This window comes from Bacillus aerolatus, assembly GCF_009183655.1.
GTDB classification, from domain to species: Bacteria; Bacillota; Bacilli; order Bacillales; family Domibacillaceae; genus Pseudobacillus; species Pseudobacillus aerolatus.
This window is the reverse complement of record NZ_WEIO01000001.1, coordinates 166,622-187,895: the sequence shown is the minus strand read 5'-3', so window position 1 is coordinate 187,895 and position 21,274 is coordinate 166,622. Positions and strand designations below refer to the sequence as shown.

General features: G+C 43.1%; 23 protein-coding genes and 1 other annotated feature. Of the genes, 4 read left to right on the top strand and 19 right to left on the bottom strand.

The window, feature by feature from the left end:
• Position 1 precedes the first annotated feature (1 nt).
• Positions 2-340: a hypothetical protein gene (locus F9802_RS00985; protein ID WP_152149284.1), complete on the bottom strand. Its 339-nt coding sequence runs from the start codon at positions 338-340 to the stop codon at positions 2-4.
• Positions 341-490: 150 nt separating this feature from the next.
• On the opposite strand from F9802_RS00985, the gene F9802_RS00980 reads away from it, so the two are divergent.
• Positions 491-1,084, top strand: a complete 594-nt coding sequence (locus F9802_RS00980) for a 5' nucleotidase, NT5C type (protein WP_152149283.1) — start codon at positions 491-493, stop codon at positions 1,082-1,084.
• 46 nt (positions 1,085-1,130) lie between these two features.
• Here the strand turns inward: F9802_RS00980 and F9802_RS00975 are convergent, their stop codons facing one another.
• The 4 genes from F9802_RS00975 to F9802_RS00960 form a co-directional block, all read right to left on the bottom strand.
• Positions 1,131-1,550: a Fur family transcriptional regulator gene (locus F9802_RS00975; protein WP_152149282.1), complete on the bottom strand. Its 420-nt coding sequence runs from the start codon at positions 1,548-1,550 to the stop codon at positions 1,131-1,133.
• Positions 1,551-1,554: 4 nt separating this feature from the next.
• Positions 1,555-2,391: a metal ABC transporter permease gene (locus tag F9802_RS00970; protein ID WP_152149281.1), complete on the bottom strand. Its 837-nt coding sequence runs from the start codon at positions 2,389-2,391 to the stop codon at positions 1,555-1,557.
• On the bottom strand, positions 2,388-3,167 hold the full coding sequence (locus tag F9802_RS00965; protein ID WP_152149280.1) for a metal ABC transporter ATP-binding protein: 780 nt from the start codon (positions 3,165-3,167) through the stop codon (positions 2,388-2,390). The genes F9802_RS00970 and F9802_RS00965 overlap by 4 nt, the downstream gene beginning before the upstream one ends.
• Positions 3,168-3,275: 108 nt before the next feature.
• Complete coding sequence (locus tag F9802_RS00960; RefSeq protein ID WP_152149279.1) at positions 3,276-4,148, bottom strand: YitT family protein; 873 nt, start codon at positions 4,146-4,148, stop codon at positions 3,276-3,278.
• A gap of 108 nt (positions 4,149-4,256) precedes the next feature.
• Between F9802_RS00960 and F9802_RS00955 the strand changes: the two genes are divergently transcribed.
• Positions 4,257-4,511, top strand: a complete 255-nt coding sequence (locus F9802_RS00955; RefSeq protein WP_152149278.1) for a DUF2624 family protein — start codon at positions 4,257-4,259, stop codon at positions 4,509-4,511.
• A gap of 56 nt (positions 4,512-4,567) precedes the next feature.
• Here F9802_RS00955 and F9802_RS00950 read toward each other — a convergent pair whose 3' ends face one another.
• A complete protein-coding gene (locus tag F9802_RS00950) occupies positions 4,568-5,461 on the bottom strand; it encodes a deoxyribonuclease IV (RefSeq protein WP_152149277.1) in 894 nt (297 codons plus the stop codon).
• Positions 5,462-5,555: 94 nt separating this feature from the next.
• On the bottom strand, positions 5,556-6,878 hold the full coding sequence (locus tag F9802_RS00945) for a DEAD/DEAH box helicase (protein WP_152149276.1): 1,323 nt from the start codon (positions 6,876-6,878) through the stop codon (positions 5,556-5,558).
• Between the two features lie 190 nt (positions 6,879-7,068).
• Between F9802_RS00945 and vrrA the strand changes: the two genes are divergently transcribed.
• Both vrrA and F9802_RS00935 read left to right on the top strand, forming a co-directional pair.
• Positions 7,069-7,551: a VrrA/YqfQ family protein gene (vrrA, locus tag F9802_RS00940; RefSeq protein WP_152149275.1), complete on the top strand. Its 483-nt coding sequence runs from the start codon at positions 7,069-7,071 to the stop codon at positions 7,549-7,551.
• Positions 7,552-7,642: 91 nt separating this feature from the next.
• Positions 7,643-8,599, top strand: coding sequence for a 4-hydroxy-3-methylbut-2-enyl diphosphate reductase (locus F9802_RS00935; protein WP_152149274.1), 957 nt, complete (start codon positions 7,643-7,645; stop codon positions 8,597-8,599).
• 52 nt (positions 8,600-8,651) lie between these two features.
• Here F9802_RS00935 and F9802_RS00930 read toward each other — a convergent pair whose 3' ends face one another.
• From F9802_RS00930 to F9802_RS00875, 12 genes are all read right to left on the bottom strand, one after another.
• Complete coding sequence (locus F9802_RS00930; RefSeq protein WP_152149273.1) at positions 8,652-9,770, bottom strand: Nif3-like dinuclear metal center hexameric protein; 1,119 nt, start codon at positions 9,768-9,770, stop codon at positions 8,652-8,654.
• Entirely contained in the window at positions 9,748-10,476 is a 729-nt protein-coding gene (locus F9802_RS00925) for a tRNA (adenine(22)-N(1))-methyltransferase (RefSeq protein WP_152149272.1), read from the bottom strand. The genes F9802_RS00930 and F9802_RS00925 overlap by 23 nt, the downstream gene beginning before the upstream one ends.
• A 95-nt stretch (positions 10,477-10,571) precedes the next feature.
• On the bottom strand, positions 10,572-10,937 hold the full coding sequence (gene cccA / locus F9802_RS00920; RefSeq protein ID WP_152149271.1) for a cytochrome c550: 366 nt from the start codon (positions 10,935-10,937) through the stop codon (positions 10,572-10,574).
• Between the two features lie 196 nt (positions 10,938-11,133).
• Positions 11,134-11,667, bottom strand: a complete 534-nt coding sequence (locus tag F9802_RS00915; RefSeq protein ID WP_152149270.1) for a hypothetical protein — start codon at positions 11,665-11,667, stop codon at positions 11,134-11,136.
• A 155-nt stretch (positions 11,668-11,822) separates the two neighbouring features.
• A complete protein-coding gene (gene rpoD, locus F9802_RS00910; protein ID WP_152149269.1) occupies positions 11,823-12,944 on the bottom strand; it encodes an RNA polymerase sigma factor RpoD in 1,122 nt (373 codons plus the stop codon).
• A 49-nt stretch (positions 12,945-12,993) separates the two neighbouring features.
• Positions 12,994-14,802 (bottom strand): DNA primase, encoded by a 1,809-nt coding sequence (gene dnaG / locus F9802_RS00905; RefSeq protein ID WP_152149740.1) that lies wholly within the window; start codon positions 14,800-14,802, stop codon positions 12,994-12,996.
• A gap of 457 nt (positions 14,803-15,259) precedes the next feature.
• On the bottom strand, positions 15,260-16,066 hold the full coding sequence (locus tag F9802_RS00900) for a pyruvate, water dikinase regulatory protein (RefSeq protein WP_404799133.1): 807 nt from the start codon (positions 16,064-16,066) through the stop codon (positions 15,260-15,262).
• Positions 16,067-16,097: 31 nt separating this feature from the next.
• Positions 16,098-16,733, bottom strand: coding sequence for a helix-turn-helix transcriptional regulator (locus F9802_RS00895; RefSeq protein WP_152149267.1), 636 nt, complete (start codon positions 16,731-16,733; stop codon positions 16,098-16,100).
• A 257-nt stretch (positions 16,734-16,990) separates the two neighbouring features.
• A complete protein-coding gene (glyS, locus tag F9802_RS00890) occupies positions 16,991-19,063 on the bottom strand; it encodes a glycine--tRNA ligase subunit beta (RefSeq protein ID WP_152149266.1) in 2,073 nt (690 codons plus the stop codon).
• Positions 19,056-19,946 (bottom strand): glycine--tRNA ligase subunit alpha, encoded by an 891-nt coding sequence (gene glyQ / locus F9802_RS00885; protein WP_152149265.1) that lies wholly within the window; start codon positions 19,944-19,946, stop codon positions 19,056-19,058. The genes glyS and glyQ overlap by 8 nt, the downstream gene beginning before the upstream one ends.
• 55 nt (positions 19,947-20,001) lie before the next feature.
• Positions 20,002-20,173 (bottom strand) — a binding site (T-box leader).
• Between the two features lie 49 nt (positions 20,174-20,222).
• A complete protein-coding gene (gene recO / locus F9802_RS00880; protein ID WP_152149264.1) occupies positions 20,223-20,996 on the bottom strand; it encodes a DNA repair protein RecO in 774 nt (257 codons plus the stop codon).
• Positions 20,997-21,020: 24 nt separating this feature from the next.
• On the bottom strand, positions 21,021-21,176 hold the full coding sequence (locus F9802_RS00875; protein ID WP_152149263.1) for a YqzL family protein: 156 nt from the start codon (positions 21,174-21,176) through the stop codon (positions 21,021-21,023).
• Positions 21,177-21,274 lie beyond the last annotated feature (98 nt).

Genomic DNA, 21,274 nt, shown 5'->3' with positions numbered 1-21,274 from the left:
TTTAAAAAAATGGCAATACGAACAGCCCCATAATAATGGCCGCGGCCCCTACACCAATCGCCCAGGAACCGAGACCTCTTGATCCCCTGCTTCTGGCGAGAAACCCAAGAACGATTCCTACAGCACCGAGCAATACCGGCATCACAAACAACGCAACAATGGAGACAATTAAGCCTGTATAACCGAATCCACGTCCACCTTCTTCGCTGTCTATCCGGCTGTCAGTCCGTTCTTCGCTTAAAGAAAGAGGCGTTGCCAGTTCAGCAGCTGTTTCTTCCTCGTACAGCTTATTTGGTCTGTTCGCTAACCTTAAATCTTTATCGAACTTGTCATCATTCACTGTACATCCCCCGCTTTCATAAATTGAAAAGCTTTCATAGTGTTTGTTTGTCCAGTAAATTTATTCAGATAGACATCGTCTTTCGTAACAATATCCGTCAAAATGTGATACACTTTGAAAGAGATTTCACAACGTAAGGAGTAAGCGATTATGAAAGAAATGCGTTTTGGCATTGATATTGATGGAACAGTGACTTGTCCAACCAGCCTGATCCCCTTTATTAATGAAGATTTTTCCTTAAACATTACACTCGATGATATAAAAACATACGATTTATCAGAAGCGTTAGACATTCCAATGGAGCGCTTTCGAGATTGGTTTGACGAGCGAGAGCCAGTAATTTACTCCAGTTCTCCGCTCGCAGAAGGCGCGAAAGACGTGCTTTTGAAATGGAAAGAGAAATTCCAGCTATTCTTTATTAGCGCACGCAGAAGCCACTTGCTGGAAGTAACGGAAAAGTGGTTCGATGAACAAGACATTTTATACGACCGGATCGAACTTATCGGATCCCATGATAAAGTTGGAGCAGCAAAAGAATACGCTGTGGATTTATTTTTCGAAGACAAGCATGACAATGCAGTCAGCATCCATGAAGAACTGAATATTCCTGTCTTGCTGTTTAACACTCCCTATAACCAGGATCCTGTACCAGACGGAGTGATCCGTGTCGATAACTGGGCACAAGCGGAAAAATGGGTGGAGGCATGGCTTCATTCGAAAAAGCGGATTCATCAACTAGACTAAGCAAATGAAAAGAGGCCTAGCTGAGCAGGCCTCTTTTTGCTTTTATTCAGCTTTCCACCGGGATACACGCCGGACATGTGCCATAAATTTCGAATTTATGTCCGGAGATTTCATAGCCTGGCAACCGATGAATGTGATCCATCGGGCATAAATGGATTTCTCGTGTTTTTCCGCAAGCAAGGCAAATAAAGTGATGATGATGCTCTTCGTGTGAACAAGTAAAACGGTAATGGCGCTCACCCGATAATTCTGTCTCTTCTAGAATACCCATCTCCACGAATAAAGCTAAATTTCGATAGATCGTATCGAAGCTAAGACCCGGATGGCTGCTTTTCATATCTTCTAGTACATCTTTTGCTGTTAAATACTTATCTTTCCGGGCAAACAATTCAAGCATATCTTCCCGCTTGCCTGTCTGTTTATATCCCCGTTCTTTTAAAAGATCGATCGCTTCAGTTAAATTCATGTTTTCACCCCACTTTAATAAACTTTTTTGCTGAAATGACCAGCAGTAAAATCAAAATGGAAGATACGACGATAGTTCCACCCGGAGCCAAGTCCAAGTAAAAAGCACTGACTAGTCCAATTATGACAGCTACTTCTCCAAACAGGACGGAATAAACGATCGTTTGTTTAAATCCTTTCGCCATCCGCATCGCAGCCGCCACGGGCAATGTCATGAGTGCGGATACGAGCAGTATTCCAACAATTCGCATAGATGCGGCAATTACAAGCGCGACGAGAATAATAAAAATAAAATGAATCGATTTTGCCGGTATGCCGGAAGCTTTCGCATGTTCTTCATCAAATGACAGCAAAAATAATTCTTTATACAATAAAAAAATGACAACTAATACAATGATGCTAATCAGGCAAATGGCCCATAAATCATTGCGGCTGACGGCGCTGACGCTTCCAAATAAATAGCTGAATAAGTCGGTGTTAAATCCATCAGCCAATGAAATAAAAATAGCGCCGATTCCTATGCCCCCTGATAAAATAATCGGAATCGCCAGTTCTTGATAATGTTTGTATACCGTTCGCAGCCGTTCGAGAAATAAAGAGCCGACAACAGAAAACACCATGCCGGAATAAAGCGGATTAAGCCATGACAGAAAAGCGAACGTCTGGTTGAAATACAAGCCGGCGGCAATGCCCGCAAGCGTCACGTGGCTTAGCGCATCAGCGATCAGCGACAGTCTTCTTACGACGATAAAAGCGCCGAGCAGCGGCGCAATAATACCGATAATCATGCCCGTTAAAAAGGCGTTTTGCAAAAATTCATATTGCCTTATTACTTCAATCATACATCTGCCCCCTGATGGTCATGGTGATGTTCAAGCAGATGAATGCCATGGCCATATAAATCGGACAAGTCTGTTTCGTCAAGAGTTTCAAACTGTTTCATGCTGCCGTGAAAATGCAAATATTTATTTAAACAAGCGACGTGAGTGACTTTATCGCTGATAATGCCGATATCATGCGTGACTAATAGGAGCGTAATATCCATTTTTTTGTTTAAATAAGACAGCATTTCATAAAACGATTGGACATTTTTACTGTCCACGCCAACTGTCGGCTCGTCAAGAATGAGAATATCCGGCTTTGAAACAATTGCTCTCGCAATGAATACACGCTGCTGCTGGCCTCCGGAAAGCTCTCCGATATTACGGGTGAGAAACTGCTCCATCCCGACCGCCTCAACAGCTGCTTTAATTTCTTGTTTTTCTTTGCTGCCGGGCAATCGAAAAAGGCCCACCTTTTTCGTTAAGCCGCTCGCTACCACTTCATAAACGGTAGCAGGAAAACCTGTATTAAATGAATTGGCTTTTTGTGAAACAAAACCGATGCGATCCCAACTTTTAAAACTTTTTTGAGGCGTGTCAAAAAGAAATATTTCTCCTTCTTTCACTTTTAACAAACCTAAAATAAGCTTTAACAAAGTGGATTTACCGGAGCCATTCGGACCTACTAAACCTAAAAATGCCCCTTTAGGGACTGATAATTGAATGTTTTCTAACACATTATCCCGGTCATAACGGTAGGACACGTTGTTAATTTCAATGATGGGTGGTTGATTCATTGAAGTGTCTCCTTTATAAGAATGATTACGATTTGTGAACCAAATGAAGTATACATCATACTATTTAAAAAGTAAACCGGAACTACTGAAAGAGCAATTCCGATACGTTTAATGAATCGCCGATTTAAAACGGGCGCCTCTTGTTTCTTGCGTATTCATAATCGTTAAAAAAGCTTCGGAATCAATGTCGCTGATAATGCTCTTCAGCTTCGTTACCTCAAGCCTTGTCACAACAACATAGATTACCTCTTTTTCCTCATCTGTAAATCCGCCTTTTCCTTTCAATTTTGTTGTTCCCCGTCCAAGGCGGTGTAGGATGGCATCAGACATTTCTTCATAAAAATCTGAAATAATAATGCAGGCCTTCGTTTCTTCAAGCCCTTGCAGCACCGTATCAATCGCTTTAAATGCAATGTAATACGTCATGGCAGAATACATGGCATTTTCTGTTCCCAGCACAAAAGCAGCCCAGCCAAAAATAAAAATATTTATAAACATAACAAATTCGCCGACGGAAAAAGGCAGCTTTTTCGTCATTAAAATACCAAGGATTTCTGTGCCGTCAAGCGTTCCTCCATGGCGTATAACGAGCCCGACTCCTACGCCGAGAAGAAGTCCGCCAAATACAGCTGCCAATACAGGCTGATCCGTAAACGGCTGAAGTTTATGAAGCATATTTTCTACTACCGCGAGACAAATAACGCCAAATAAAGAGGAAAACATGAACGTTTTGCCTATTTGCTTATAGCCATAGTATAAAAATGGGATATTCAATAACACCACAAACGTGGAGAAATTAAGCAAAGGATGTTCAAATAAGTAACTTAAAATTAATGAAATGCCGATAATGCCGCCATCAATAATATTGTTTGGCACAAGAAACAGCTCAATGGATGCCGCTGCAAATGCTGCTCCGATAAAAATCATAATCAGGCGATAAAAGACATGGGTGGGTTTTTCTTTTTTATGCTGTTTGGGCATATCCTCATTCCTTTTTAAATAAAATATTCATTTTTCACTTGTTTGACCCAAATCACCTTATTTTCTTTTTCTCATACATTAAGTAGAGAGGAAAAGGAGTGACTGCCAGTGAAATTCATACAGCACTTAATTAATCAAAAAGCCCAGATGATGACAGGAGATGAATTGTTGAAGTACGCGGAAGGGGTGAATATTCCGCTAAAAAGAGAAGAAGCTGAAAAAATTGCCGGCCGCCTGCGCAGAAAGAAAGTTGATTTATTCAATGAATACGAGAGAGCCGATTTATTGAGGGAAATTGCCAGTATCACAAATGAGCAAACCGCCAAGAAACTCAACAAACTACTGACGATGTTTCAACAATAAAAAGAACGTTCCGGCCGGTGTCCTTCCTGCTCCGGCCGGCTCTTTCTTCCTTTTGATTAGTGAGCAGCCACCTTCGTGCGCACCGCTTCGTCAAATGCTTTTGAGCGGAACATGTCAATCTCAAATTTATAAGGCGGCTTCTTCGATTTCTTATCATCGCCCACGTACGGCGTTTCCAATATTTTAGGAACCTCCGTCAGCTGGGGATGGTGAACAATGTAATTAAGCGCTTCAAAGCCAATATAGCCAAAACCGATGTTTTCATGACGGTCTTTTCTTGCACCTTGTTCATTTTTGCTGTCGTTAATATGAAGAACTTTTATTCGGTTCGCTCCGACAATTCGGTCAAACTGGTCAAGAACGCCGTCAAAATCTTCTTTGACAGCATAGCCGGCATCATGTGTATGGCACGTATCAAAGCAAACAGACAATTTGTCGTTCAAATGAACGCCATCGATAATCATCGCAAGTTCCTCAAAAGACGCACCGCACTCTGATCCTTTTCCAGCCATCGTTTCAAGGGCAATTTGCACATCAAGATCTTTCGTGAGCACTTCATTCAGCCCCTCAATGATTTTCTTTATACCTGCTTCCGTGCCCGCGCCAACATGAGCTCCCGGATGCAACACAATCTGCTTGGAGCCGAGAGCTGCTGTCCGCTCTATTTCGGAACGTAAAAAATTAACGCCAAGCTCAAACGTCTCAGGCTTTACCGTGTTGCCGATATTTATAATATACGGAGCATGAACGACAATGTTTCCCATTCCATTTTCCTCCATATGGAGCCATCCCTGTTCAATATTTAACTCTTCAATCTTTTTTCTTCTCGTATTTTGCGGAGCTCCCGTATAAATCATAAATGTATTTGCTCCGTAAGAAGCCGCTTCTTCACTTGCTGCGAGCAGCATTTTCTTCCCGCTCATTGACACGTGGGAACCAATTTTCAACATGTATATCTCTCCCTTATCTCTTTATTATTTTACTAAAAACCAACGCTTTTTTCAGCAAAAAAGACCTGCTCAGGCAGGCCTCTTCCTCCAAACATTACCCTTTTTTATTATTGCGCTTCGACTCCAAACGGCGCTCACGCTTTTTAAACTGGGTCATTTCTCTTTGCATCTTCTTTTTATAACCAGGCTTAACTTTTTTCGGCTTGCGAACAATGGATTTAGCTTTTACATCAATTTCATCTGCCGCTTTTTCCCGCTTTTTCCGCTGATTGCGGTCGACAAGCTCAATCCATTCGCCGCGGCGCAAATCAGCATGGCTAAATGTGACACCGAGCTTTTCCAGGCGGGCGAGCGCATCTTCGTCGGACGGAGTATAAATTGTCGCGCAAATCCCTGAAGAACCAGCACGGGCGGTCCGGCCTGCCCGGTGAATATAGAAGTCCAGATCTCTTGGGAGCTCATAGTTAATGACGTGGCTGACACCTTCTATATCAATTCCTCTTGCTGCAAGATCTGTCGCGACAATAAATTGATACTCAAGATCGCGAATTCGCTTCATCATTTTCTTTCTGTCACGCGGGGACAAGTCCCCATGGATACGGCCTGTTTTCAAACCTTTTTCCAAGAGAGCATCGGCTACTTCATCCGCTTTTTGCTTTGTGTTCGTAAACACAACCGCTAAATAAGGATTATAGGCCTGCAGCATGTCAGACAGCAGATCAATTTTTTCCCGGCTTTTTTTCGGTACGAGAACATGCTCGATATTTTCTGCAGAAATGTGTTTAGGCTGGATATGGATAAATTCCGGGTTCTCCATATATTTTTTCAGAAACGGCTTCAGCTTTTCCGGAATCGTCGCTGAAAAAACAAATATGCTAAGCTGTTCAGGCATTCTGACAGCAATTTGATCGACATCGACAATAAAGCCCATATCGAGCATTAAATCCGCTTCGTCAATGACAAGCATCGTTGTTTTATGGACAAACAACGCCTGCGCCTGCACTAAGTCGTTAATTCTGCCTGGCGTTCCGACAACGATATGCGGCTGATTTTTCAGCTTTTCAATGTCGCGCTGTTTGTCCGTTCCTCCAATATAGCAGCGCGCCGTAATTTCTTCTTCAGAAAACCGGGCGATTTTAAGAACTTCCTGATAAATTTGATTCGCAAGTTCTCTTGTCGGCGCAGTGATCACTGCCTGTACTTCTTTTTTGGCCGGGTTAATTTTTTCAAGAATCGGCAAGACATACGAGTGGGTTTTGCCGGTGCCGGTCTGCGACTGGCCAATCGCACTTTCTCCTTTTAAAATAAGCGGAATCATTCTTGTTTGAATGTCAGTCGGCTCGTGAAACCCTAATTCTTCTATTCCTTTATTAATAAATGGCTGAAAACCATACTTTTCAAATTGGTGCTTTGCCAAATGTGACACTCCTTTTGGCTTAAATAAGCCTTTTTCTCCATCTTAATATTATACTAAAATCATTCACAAATCAAAGGCCGGGGAATGATATTATTATTTTCTTCACGAGCTGTTTTCATTATTAAACGTTTCCCTGTCTTATTGCATACAATAATTGAGAAGAAAAAATGTATGAAAGGATGCGTCGCTTATGATTCCATTTCAACACGGAAACCGCCCGCTGCCCCCCCACTACTACCCGCCTGCAGCAAGGCCATTCCCCGGGCCCCGTCCCAATGCGGCACCACAAAGGCCGGGACGTGGGCTATTTGGACGGATGCGGCAAAGATCCAGTCCACAGCTGACTGGCTTTGAACGCCGGGGAACGGCTGCCGCCGCCCAAAAATTGACTAACCCAATGAATCTACAGCAAATGCTCGCCAACACGCAGCAAATCTTAAACACTGTTCAGCAAATGGGGCCGATTGTTGAACAGTACGGTCCGCTCGTAAAAAACCTGCCTTCGATGTGGAAACTGTACCGGGGATTGAAGGCTCTTCCTGATGAAAAAGAAAAAGCTCCCGAACCAGCAGGTAAAGTCGAACGAACCGAAAAAGAAAAAGACAAGGAAAAACAAGCCCCTCCTCCTTTAAAACGGGAGCCAAAATCATCTGGACCGAAACTTTATATTTAAGAAACAGCTGTTTGCTTCCAAAGTTTGCTCTCCTCCTATATAATAAATTCGTACACATACCACTCCGACTATAAATATAGGAGGTTTTTTTATGGAACTGATTAAAATTGCTCCAAGAGGATATTGTTACGGTGTTGTCGATGCCATGGTCATCGCCAAAAATGCCGCTCTAGATAAAAGCCTGCCGCGCCCGATTTACATCCTCGGGATGATTGTTCATAACAAACACGTCACGGATGCATTCGAAGAAGAAGGCATCATTACACTGGACGGCAGTAACCGGAAAGAAATTTTGGAACAAGTGAACGAAGGCACAGTCATTTTCACTGCCCACGGCGTTTCTCCTGAAGTGAGGGAACTCGCACGCAAGAAAAATCTCGTCACCATTGACGCTACTTGCCCGGACGTCACAAAAACGCATGACTTGATCCGCGAGAAAAAAGCGGACGGGTATGAAGTGATCTACATCGGCAAAAAAGCTCATCCTGAACCGGAAGGAGCAATCGGCGTCGCTCCTGATATCGTTCATTTAGTCGAAAAGCCAGAAGATGTAGATAAGATTACGCCAAAAAGCTCGAAAATCATCGTTACAAACCAAACGACGATGAGTCAATGGGATGTAGCCGATATTATGGACAAAATTAAAGAAAAATACCCTCATGCAGAGATGCATAAAGAAATTTGCTTAGCCACTCAAGTCCGGCAGGAAGCGGTTGCTGAACAAGCAGGTGAAGCGGATGTATTAATTGTTGTCGGCGATCCGAAAAGCAATAACTCCAACCGCCTTGCCCAAGTGTCCGTTGAAATTGCCGGCACGAAAGCTTATAGGGTGTCCGATGTGACAGAAATTGAAATTGACTGGCTAAGAGAAGCAAAAACAGTGGCCGTTACGGCCGGAGCTTCTACCCCGACTCCGATCGTGAAAGAAGTGATCCAGTTTTTAGAGGGATTTGATCCGCACGTAGAAAGCACGTGGGTTCGGGAAAGAAAAGTTCCTTTAAACAAAATTCTTCCGAAAGTGAAAAGATCGACACTCACGACCCGATAATCATAAGGATTAAAAGAAGGCTGATCCAGCAAAGGAGGATCAGCCTTCTTTTTTATATAAACGTAAACGGATCTGTGTCAACAGCAGACGGAATAAACTGTGCGGCTATTCCCTTTTCTTCTGCCAAGTGTGACAACTTCTTAGCCGCGCCTGCTTTCATTACTTTTTCCACATTGTGGCCAGGATCGACTACATTCAAGCCGACAGCGAGAGCGTCATGTGCTGTATGATAATAAAAATCCCCCGTTACATACACATCTGCCCCTTTAAATTTAGCTGACTGAAAGTATTTATTCCCGTCGCCGCCGAGCACAGCGACCTTTCTCACTTTCTCTGTTAATTGCCCGACGACACGCACTCCTTTTACATCCAGCTTTTCTTTCACGAACTCTGCAAATTCCCGAAGACTCATTGGGTTTTCCAGCTTGCCAATTCGGCCGAGTCCGAGCGGTTCGTCTTCGTTATCAAGCGAATACACATCATAAGCCACTTCTTCGTAAGGATGGACTTTCAGCATGGCTGACAACACCTTTTTCTCGAGGCTCTTCGGGTAGACCGTTTCCACTTTTACTTCTTCTACCTGTTCCAGTTGGCCTGCCTGCCCAATATATGGACTCGCTTGATCGCCCGGCTTAAAACGGCCGGTGCCTTTTGTTGAAAAAGAGCAATGGCTGTATCCACCGATAAAGCCTCCTCCTGATTCGCCTAACGCTTCCCTCACTCTTTCTGCATGACTGACTGGTACAAACACCGCAAGCTTCTTTAAATCATCTTGAAACGTCGGTACGAGGACATCCGTCTCTTTTAATTCAAGCGCCTCTGCCAATAGGTCATTTACGCCGCCTTTAGCCACATCCAAATTCGTGTGGGCTGCATAAACAGCAATATCATGTTTGATCAGCTTTTCAATCATTCTGCCTGCCGGATCGCTCGTAACGATGGAAGTTAATGGACGGAAAATGATAGGATGGTGGGCAATGATGAGCTGCACGCCTTTTTCAATCGCTTCATCGACCACTTCTTCAAGCACATCGAGCGCAATGAGCACTCGCTCGACAGGCTTGTTTAATCGGCCAATTTGCAAACCGACTTTATCGCCTTCCATCGCGTACTTTTTAGGGGAAAACTGTTCAAATAACTGAATAATTTCATGTCCATTCGCTTTCTTCACTGTCGATTGCCTCCTTTATCAGCTGAAGTTCATGAAGAATTTCCCGCTTCTTACTTGCCGCTGCTGCCTGATTTTCTGCTTTCTTTACATTCTCCAGCACGACTTCTAGCTGGGCGGCTTCTCTTTGCCACTTTTTAAGAAACACGGCATTTTTCTGAGCAAGCAGCATCGGCCCTGTAAGCATCTCCAGCTCTTTTTTTGCACTATATGGCCGTTCAGGATCACCTTTTTCAGCTGTTAAAATCTCATAAATTTTTCCGTCTTCTTCTATAATTTCTTCATCGATCAATTCCCAGCCATGTTCGATGAGCCACTTACGGATTTGATCTGCCCGAAGATTTGGCTGCAGAATAAGCCGCTTGACGCCGCCAAGCTTATCTTTTCCTTCCTCTAAAATAGAAGCGATCAACGTACCTCCCATGCCAGCGATTGTTACGCAGTCCGCTTCACCGGAAGCGATCACTTCAAGTCCGTTTCCTTTTCGAACAGCGATTCTTTCTTCAAGCCCGGCTTCTTTCACTTGCTGCTGCGCCGCTAAAAAAGGACCGTCTGCCACTTCACCCGCAATAGCTTTATCGGCCAGCCCATTTTTAATCGCATAACAAGGCAAATATGCGTGATCCGAGCCAATATCCGCAACGACGGAATGCAGCGGAATACGGGAAACAACAGCCATTAATCGATTGGATAATTGGTTAATATTCATTTTGTCACCACTTTTGGTTTTATGTGTCGTTCTTATTCTAAACGGAAAGGCCCGATAAAAAAAGTTCTTTGCCCGTGGCAAAGAACTTTTTTATATTATTTAATTTTGCTTACCCACTCAGCCATTGCATCAGCATTTTCAGCTGGAACAAGACCTGGAGGCATAGAGCCTTTACCGTTTACAAGGACCTCTTTAATTTCGTCTTTAGACAATTTCTCGCCGATACCTTTTAATGCAGGACCTGCTCCACCTTCAAAGTTACCGCCGTGGCAGCCTATGCAAGACTGTTTGTAATGGCCTTCCGGATCAAATGCTCCTGCCTGCTCTTCTGTAGTTTCTCCGCCTTTTTCTTCTTTAGCCATTTCTTTAGAATTACTAAGTCCTTCTAAAGAAAGGAAGAAAATCAGACCGATACCAAATACGGCAATCAGCAAAAACGGAATGATTGGATTACGATTCATTTCTTAACCTCCCTTATGTATGCAAATAACAAATAGAAAGTACAAACACTTATTATTCTACTTTAAAATGAGAGAGACGAAAAGCCCTTACATAGAAGTTTTTACCCGTTTGTCGTAAATTAGACACATTCCCTTCTCTTTTTTTCTTATTTATTAAAAAAATGGATCTCTTTTTTCTTTTTGGAAACTTTTTAAATTATATAACAATAAAAATAATGAGCAATATGACGCCGAGCCACGCTGAAATAGCAAAGTAAACCTGCCGAAGTTTTCTGCCTGCTGCCCACCAAAGTAAACAGTGGAAAAACAATAGCATGTAAAGCGTATTTTGATCATTCCCCAGCAATTTTTCATGCATTTCCACCGTGAAAATTAAAAACAAAATCGCTGCAACGGCATACAGAAGCGGCAGAACAAACCCTTTTTTAGAAAAGTAAATGGCTGACGTCATTAAAAAAACGACAAAAACTGCCAAAATCGTCATTTGCAAAGGGAAAGACAATTCAGTAAAATATAGAACAAATAAGGATATCAGCAAAAAGAAAAGGGAAACGAGTAGGCTGCTGGCAAACAGGCGCTTAGAGGCAGTTTTTCCGACAGCGGTTTCCGGCAATTCTTCTCCTTGTGTATAAAGTGTCAGCAAATAATCGCAATAATGATCTGGCAGCATGTGATTTTCTTTCCAGAAGTGAATTTCTTTAATTATTATGAGCTTTTTTTCGTCTTTCATCCGTTGTCACATCCTGTCATAACTTATTCGGGAAAAAAGACGGAATACCTGCTTTTTATGTAAAAAAATAGTTTACTTCTTGTAAGAAGTAAACTATTAGAACAAGGCCAACATTCTGTTAACCGGCATAAGACTCTGCAGTTCGTCCGTATGGATTACTCAAGAAAGTCTTTTAATCGTTTGCTGCGGCTTGGATGGCGGAGTTTGCGTAAAGCTTTCGCTTCAATTTGACGGATCCGTTCGCGGGTAACGCCAAATACTTTACCGACTTCTTCGAGCGTGCGCGTGCGCCCGTCATCTAATCCAAAGCGGAGGCGCAGTACGTTTTCTTCCCGGTCTGTTAACGTATCAAGCACATCTTCCAGCTGCTCTTTCAATAGTTCATAAGCAGCGTGTTCGGATGGAGATGTCGCTTCCTGATCTTCAATAAAGTCACCTAAATGGGAATCATCTTCTTCCCCGATTGGTGTTTCAAGGGAAACGGGTTCTTGGGCAATCTTTAAAATTTCGCGGACTTTTTCAGGCGTTAAATCCATTTCTTCCGCAATTTCTTCAGGAGAAGGTTCACGGCCAAGATCCTGAAGAAGCTGTCTTTGGACACGAATCAGCTTATTAATTGTTTCTACCATATGAACAGGAATCCGGATCGTTCTCGCCTGGTCGGCAATCGCGCGCGTAATCGCCTGACGGATCCACCATGTGGCATACGTACTGAATTTAAAGCCTTTTCGGTAGTCAAACTTTTCAACAGCTTTAATTAAACCCATGTTTCCTTCTTGAATTAAGTCAAGGAACAGCATGCCGCGGCCGACATAACGCTTTGCAATACTGACAACAAGGCGCAAGTTCGCCTCAGCGAGGCGGCGCTTTGCTTCTTCATCGCCTTCTTCAATCCGGGTAGCCAGCTGAATTTCTTCTTCTGCAGATAGAAGATCAACCCGGCCAATTTCTTTCAAATACATACGTACAGGGTCATTAATTTTCACGCCCGGCGGAACACTTAAATCATTGAGGTCAAACTCTTCGCTTTCCTTTTCAAGCTCATGGATGTTTGGATCCTCTTCTTCATCTTCTTCATTCGTTATATCAATACCTTGTTCGCCAAGGTATTCATAAAATTCATCAATCTGGTCAGATTCCACTTCAAATGGCGATAATTTATCGGCCACAAAGTCGTAGGATAGCTTGCCTCTTTTTTTACCTATTTCAAGAATTTGCTCTTTTGCTCTTTCTAAAGTTACTTCGGTTTCTTTGGAACGTGTAGACTTTTCAGTCATTTGTCGTCCCCCTCCTTCCAACATCCTTGCCTCATACTGCGTTTTCATATTAACGTAATTCTTTTTTCAACTTCACAATTTCCATGGCAATTTGAGCGGCTGTTTGATAATCTTTTGCTTTTTCCGCTGTCACTTGCCTTTGTTTTTTTGCTTTTATTTCAAGAATTTTGCGATATTTAAATATTTCTTTTATATAATCATGCACTTCTTCGTCATTTACCACTTCACTTACCATCATCATTTCTATATCTGAAACGAGGCGGCACAAGTTGGCATTCGGGAGAAAACTAATAAATGCACTTGAATCCGGCATGTTGCCTCCTTCATAAAAGCCAAGTAAATACGTAAAAATGGCTTGGTGTTCATCAAGGTTAAATGTTTCGCCACTCAGCAATTCCTTCACTTTATAAGCCGTATCGGCATCTTTCAGCATATGGGCAATTAACCTGCGCTCAGCTGTCTGAAAAGCCGGGTAAAGCCTTTTTTGCATTTGAGGAGCTGAAGCTGGCTGAAACGTCCGCTCGTTAGGCGGCTGCTTTTTCCTTTCCTTGAAAAACAGTTGTTTTTCCTGCTGTTTTAACGCGTCAAGCGATAGAGAAAATTGGTCGGCAATTTGCCTTAAATAATAATCTCGTTCGACCGCTTTTTTTAACTTAGCCACTTCAGCTACTACTTCTTCAATGTAGTGCAGCTTTTGTGCCTCGTCCTGCAGGTTTTTTCCTTGCTTGTAATATTCCATTTTAAAAGCCATCAGCGTCATCGCCGTTCCGATAATGTTATTTCGAAACTTCTCGGCGCCGTGCTTTTTTATATAGTCGTCCGGGTCCATTTTATCTGGAATGAGGGCGACCTTTACGTCACAGCCGCTGCCTTCCAAAAGACCCGATGCGCGGAAGGCAGCCTGTATACCTGCTGAATCGCCATCGTAGCAAATAATTACCTGGTCGGCTGTCCGCTTGATTTGCTGGATGTGAGCATCAGTTAAAGACGTTCCCATCGTGGCGATCCCTGCTTCTACACCAGCTCCTGCCGCCGCAATAACATCGGCAAACCCTTCAAAAAGAACGGCGCCATGCTGCTTGCGAATCGCTGGTCTTGCCCGGTGAAAATTATATAAGAGACGGCTTTTATTAAAAACAGGCGTCTCCGGGCTGTTTAAATATTTAGGCTTTTCCTCGTGAAGCGCACGTCCGGAAAAAGCAACTACCTTGCCTTTTTCATCATGAAGAGGAAACATAATCCTTCCACGGAACCGGTCGAAATAATTTCCGTCCTCTTCTTTTCGAATAATTAAGCCCGCTTTTTCCATCCATTCAAGTGTAAACCCACGCTTTTGTAGAAACTTGGCGGTAAAGTCCCAATTTGGAAGCGACCAGCCAATTTGAAACGTTTCAAGGTCGTTTTTAGAGAACCCGCGTTTTTCCAAATAGTCGAGAGCTTCCTGGCCTTCTGCCGTATTCAAAAGCAAATGATGATAAAATTTCGCCAGCAGCTCATGAGCTTTCATCATTTGGTCATGCTCTTTTGAAACGGGCTGGCTGCGGCTTTCAGCAGGGATAGACACATCCGCGGCTATACCTGCACGCTCAGCCAATTTTCCGACCGCTTCCTGGAAAGAGATGTTTTCAATTTCTGTTAAAAAAGAAAAAACATTTCCTCCAGCCCCACACCCAAAACAATGGTAGATCTGCTTATCAGGTGACACGGAGAAGGATGGAGAGTTTTCTCCATGAAACGGGCACAAGCCGAAAAAGTTCCGTCCTTGCTTTTTCAACTGAACGTAATCACCGATTACTTCAGTAATATCCAGCGACTGCTTAATTTGTTGAATCGTTTCTTCAGGAATTTTTCCTGCCACGTATACATCACCAGCTATACTAATGTTCGATAAAAAAACTGAATTTCCTGCAGCTTTTTCAACCGGCTGATTGTCAATCGGCTGATTTTTTCTCGAAAGCCCCGTCCAACCCCCTCCATAGAGCATTATTGTTGTTTTTTTGCTGCCGGGTCGGCGGATGGAAAGAAAATCGACAAATATTATCATATTTCTCTTTCTTTCCTATGCATTATAATTCTACAAGCTTGATTAGAATCCTTCTCCAATGCGAAATATCCTAAAAAAAAACCGAACTATTGTCCGCTATTGAGAAAATGCGTTTCTGGGCAGCACATAATTAGTTTATTCCTTTATTCAAGGCGTTAAACCTGTTTTAAATACATTTTTATCACAATTTTTTATTATAGTATATTTCCTTTAAAAAGACCATTGATTTTTTATGACAAAAAAGAAAAGCACACAATCAGAAGATTATGCGCTATTTTCTCTTGTGGTACTTGCTTAAAATGATGTTGGCTGTTTCTTCCACTGCTTTATTCGTCACATCAATGACTTCACAGCCGATGCGGTTCGTAATTTTTTCGAAGTAAGAAATTTCCGCTTTAATCCGCTCAAGGTCTGCATAACTCGCGCTGTCGTTCAAACCAAGCGAGATGAGGCGTTCTTTGCGAATTTGGTTCAGCTTTTCCGGGCTGATTTTTAAGCCGAAACATTTCTCCGGGGGAATGGCAAATAATTCTTCAGGAGGATCTACTTCCGGAACGAGCGGAACGTTCGCCACTTTCAGGCGCTTATGGGCAAGATATTGAGAAAGCGGCGTTTTTGATGTCCGCGAGACGCCGATTAAGATCACATCCGCTTTTAGCAATCCACGCGGGTCGCGTCCATCATCATATTTCACTGCAAATTCAATCGCTTCCACTTTTTTAAAATACTCTTCATCCAACTTTCTAACAAGGCCCGGCTCCATCAAAGGAGGACGCCCATACAATGATTCAAGTTCATCCATCAATGGACCGATCAAATCAAAAATGACAATGTTCTCTTTTTGCGCCTGCTGTTTCATATAATTTCTGATTTCCGGTTTAACAAGCGTATAAACAATAATGCCTTGCTCGTTTTTCGCCAAGTCGATCACTTCATCAATGTTAGCAATGTCTTCTACGTATGGAAATCGTTTAATCACGGCATGCGATCCGTTAAACTGGCTAACAGCCGCTTTTGTGACAAGCTCAGCTGTTTCACCTACTGAATCGGAAACAATATATATGATTGGATCATTCAGCAAAAATTAGGACCTCCTCTTCAAGCGTGCATCAGTCGTCATCTGCCAGCGAAACAAACGCCTTGGCAATACTTGTTTTCGTAATGCGGCCGGTTACTTCATAGCCTGTTTCTGCCTTTTTGACGACCGGCACTGCATCTATTTGTTTTTCAATTAAATTTTTAGCAACGTCAATCAGCAAGTCATCTTTTTCACAAACTGTAATATTTGGCATTCTCGTCATAATAATATTGACTGGTATCGCATTTAAATCCTGTTTGCCGATGCTTGCTCTAAGTAAATCTTTCCGCGAAAGCACTCCGGCTAAATGGCTGTGTTCATCCACAACAAATAACGTGCCGACATCTTCTAAAAACATCGTTACAATTGCTTCATATACAGAGACATTTTCTCGTACGACAACCGGGATCGCCTGATAGTCTTTTACGTATATTTTCATTAAGTTTTCCGTGAGAAGCTGAGTGCCTGACTTCCCTGTATAAAAGTATCCGACACGCGGTCTTGCGTCCAAAAAGCCAGCCATCGTTAAGATAGCCAGGTCCGGCCGCAATGTCGCCCTCGTTAAATTCAATCGCTCGGCAATATTTTCACCGGTAATTGGACCATTATCTTTGACAATTTGCAAGATTTTTTCTTGACGATTATTAAGTTCGATCTTCCTCACCACCTAACGCGCAATAGCAGCATAGGCACCTGTTTTTTTCTGTTGAAAATCATCAAAAGCTTGATTTCCTCATTATTCATAGCTGCAAACAGGCGCCTACACTTCAATCGTTCAAAAGTGTTATACCATATAATAAATATTATATACTATTTAACCGAAATGAAAAGAAAAGTTTCCATACGACCGTTGCTTTTTTGCGCTGGCATAGCTGGATAATCGAAACATATAAAATGTTTTATTGCAACGCCTGCGAACATGCGTTACTTCACTAATAATTTATTGAAATCTGCAAATTCCAAAATAAGGGCAGCCAATTTTCTCATTTGATTTAAGCGGTTTTCTTTTACAGCCGCATCATCTGCCATAACCATCGTATGATCAAAGTATTGTTCAATAGGCTGCTTTAAGCTTTCAAGGAGAGCAAATTGTTCTTCTGCCTCTCCCGTCTCTTCCAGTCCTTGCTGCACACGAAGAAATTCTTTATATAATACTTTTTCTTCTTTATTTTCGAAGAGCTGCTCATTAATCGAAGATTGCACTTCTGCTTTTTTGGCAATATTGGCGACGCGGCTGAGCGCTTCCGCTGTTTCTTTAAAGCCCGCTTCTTCTTTGTGAGTCATTAACACAGCTGCCTTGGCAAATAAGGAAGGCAAGGAACCGACACGACCTGCCAGCACTGCATCAATAAAGTCATAACGGACATTTCGTTCTTGCAGGCTGTGTTTTATTCGAAGCTTGAAGAAAGCAGTCAACTCTTCTAAAAGAAGGCCGGTTTCTTTTTCTCCAATTCCGTCTTCTTTCACGACAGCAATGGCTGTCTCTAAAACGGTTTCCAGCGGAATATTCCATTTCTTTTCCTCTAAAATAAGCACAATGCCTGCCGCTTGTCTTCGCAGAGCATAAGGGTCCTGAGAGCCTGTTGGAAGAATGTCTACAGCGAAACAGGACACAATCGTATCCAATTTGTCCGCCAGACTGACAATCGCACCAGTGAATGCTCTTGGCGCCTCTCCATCTGCATGACGCGGTTCATAATGCTCATTGACCGCTTGGGCGACTTCACGGTCTTCTCCTTTTTGCAACGCATATTTCTCCCCCATGATCCCTTGCAACTCGGGGAATTCATACACCATTTGTGTCACAAGATCAAATTTACATATTTCTGCTGCCCGGTCGACTTTTTCCTGTTCTTCTTTCATAGCACCGGCTAGCTCGCTCAACTTGGCAGACAGACGGCGAATGCGGCTCACTTTTTCAGCTAATGTGCCGATTTTTTCATGGTATACGATCGCCTGTAATTTGCTTAAAAAAAAGTCAATGTCTTTACTTTGATCTTCTTTATAGAAAAAGTCGGCATCTGCCAGCCGGGCCCGAAGCACTTTTTCATTTCCACGGGCTACTTTATCAAGGGAGCGGCTGTCGCCGTTTCTGACAGTCACAAAAAAAGGAAGCAATGTATTCGTTTCATCTTTCACCGGAAAATAGCGCTGGTGCTCTTTCATCGATGTAATCAACACTTCTTCTGGCAGCTCAAGAAACTCTCTGTTGAAGGAACCGGACAGAGCTGTCGGATATTCGACTAAGTTGTTTACTTCTTCAAGCAGCCCTTCATCGACAGGAATGACCCATGAATTTTCCGCTTCTAGCTGAGCGAGCTGACGACGAATCATATCTTTTCGTTCAGCAGGATCTGCAATAACAAATTGGGCTTTCAGCTGTTCTTCATATTCTGCCGGGGAAGTAATTGTCACTGTTTCACCTAAGAAACGGTGCCCTTGAGTTTTTTGCCAAGTGGACACATTGATGATTTCAAAAGGAATCACTTCTGATCCGAATAATGCGACGATCCATTTAATCGGCCGAATATAGCGGAGCTCATTATCCGCCCAGCGCATATTTTTCCCGAAGTGCAGCCCGACGATAACCTCCCGCAGCTGTGGCAGCAAATCGATGGCCGGCTTTCCTTTTACAAATTTATTCACATGAACATACTCAACACCGTTTACTTCTTTAAAGTAAATGTCTTCCACCGACATCCCTTGTCCCCGCGTAAAGCCGATGGCCGCTTTTGACCATGAACCGTCTTCTTGCAGCGCAATTTTCTTCGCAGGCCCTTTTGCTTCTTCTTCAATATCTTCTTGCGCTTCGGCCACTCCTTGAACAAAGACAGCTAAACGGCGGGGTGTCGAATAAAGTTTGATATTACCATAAGAAATTTTTCGTTCCTGCAAAAATTCTTCCACCCGGCTGCCAAGCTGATTCATCGAGTCTGTAACAAAGCGGGCCGGCATTTCCTCCAGGCCAACCTCTAACAGCAAATCTCTTTTATTCATGTTCCGGCTCCCCTTTCCCTTTTAACATTGGAAATCCTAGTTTTTCCCGTTCTTCGTAAAATGTTTTTGCTATTTGTCTCGCCAGACCGCGCATGCGTCCGAGGTAAGCTGTTCGTTCTGTGACTGAAATGGCCCCTTTCGCATCAAGAATGTTAAATACGTGGGAACATTTCAACACATAATCGTACGCCGGATGGACGAGCCCTTCATCCATTTGGCGTTTTGCTTCTTTCTCATAAACAGTAAATAAGTGAAACAGCATATCCGCATCTGATGTTTCAAACGTATATTTAGAATGCTCAAATTCAGGCTGGTAAAAAATATCTCTCACTGTAAACCCTTTTGTCCATTCAAGATCAAAGACGTTTTCTTTTTCCTGAATGTAGGATGCGAGCCGTTCAATTCCGTATGTAATCTCCACTGAAACCGGCTTGCACTCGAGTCCGCCGACTTGTTGAAAATATGTGAATTGGGTGATTTCCATACCATCGAGCCAGACTTCCCAGCCAAGGCCCGCACAGCCAAGAGACGGGTTTTCCCAGTTGTCTTCTACAAAGCGGATATCATGCTCCAGCGGGTCAATGCCGAGCGATCTTAACGAATCAAGATACATTTCCTGAATATTGTCAGGAGATGGCTTCATAATTACTTGAAACTGGTGGTGCTGATACAAGCGGTTCGGATTTTCTCCATAGCGGCCGTCTGCCGGGCGCCGGCTCGGCTCCACGTAGGCAACATTCCATGGTTCTGGACCGATTGCCCGTAAAAATGTATACGGGCTCATCGTGCCGGCTCCTTTTTCAACATCATACGCCTGCATTAAAATACACCCGTGATCAGACCAATGTTTTTGCAAAGTTAAAATCATTTCTTGAATATTCATAGCTATGCCCCTCTCTCTTAAATAAAAAAACTCTCGTCCCTATGCACATAATGTGCATAGGGACGAGAGTTACCCGCGGTTCCACCCTATTTGCCGTATTCACACGGCCTCTTTTAAAAAAACTGCTCCGGACCGCCTTTCCCTGATGCTCTTTCCCCCGGCTTCCACCATCCCGGGTTCGCTTGTAAAAGAGGAAATCAAGTACTCTATTCCTTCACTGCAGCTAATATTTATTTCGATTGGATATAAAAAACTTAAACGAAAATGAGCGATTTGTCAATCGTCATCTTTCTTTTCTCCAAGCATCGCCTGCATTTTCTCCATTTGGTCAAGAAACCTGCGGGACTTTAAATACAGACCTGAATATTCGTCGTAATACATCGAGATAGCTGCCCGCAGTTCTTTTTTCGTCTCTTCTTTTACGTTGATGCTGCCGAGCCGGCTTAAATCGAAGAAATAAAACAGCCGCAACAGTTTGACCGCGGCTGGTGACAGCGGCAGCAAATATGGGTCGATGTCAAAACAGCGGTGACAGAGCAGGCCGTTTTCTCGAATAGAAAAAGCAAACCGGCCTTCCTGACTGCCGCAGTTCACACAACTCGACAGTTCGGGACGAAGACCGATTACTTGCAGCATTTTCATTTCGAATATATTCGTTAAGATTTCGGCATCATAGCCTTCATTCAAGTAATGAAGTGACTGCTCGAAAAACTCATATAAATAAGGGTTCGGCTGCTTTTCTTCGGTGCTTTTATCAAGCAGTTCAGCCATATAAGCAGCGTAAGCGGTTGCCATTAAGTCTTCGCGAATATGCCGCATGGATGATAACATTTCCCCTTGTTGCAACGTGCCAAGGCCGCTTCCAGAATGGGCTAAAAAGCTGCCGTGGGTAAATGGCTGGGTAACGGAAGAGAGACGGCTGTTCGGCTTCTTAGCTCCTCGTGCCATAAAAGCGAGCTTCCCTTTCTCCCGCGTGAAAATCGTTACTATTTTATTTGTTTCACCGTAATTAGATGTTCGAATTACAATTCCTTCGATCTTTTGAAGCATGAGAAGGCCGCCCTTCTATCCTCCTCAATTCGTCATCCGGGTAACCGGGAAGTCAAGGCCAGCCAGCCGGTGCTCTTGTTCAAATGGGGAGTTCTCGTTGTCTTTTTCAATTTCCTTGTATAAAAGGTACACTTCTACACTTCCTGTCTCCAAAAAGACCTTCCACGTAAGATCCAACATGTTTTTTCCCGCCTTTCTTAATTTGAAACTGGCATTCACCTGTGGCTTCCTTATTAGCTTCACCGATTACTTTTTGATTATGAGGAGCAAAAATTTCT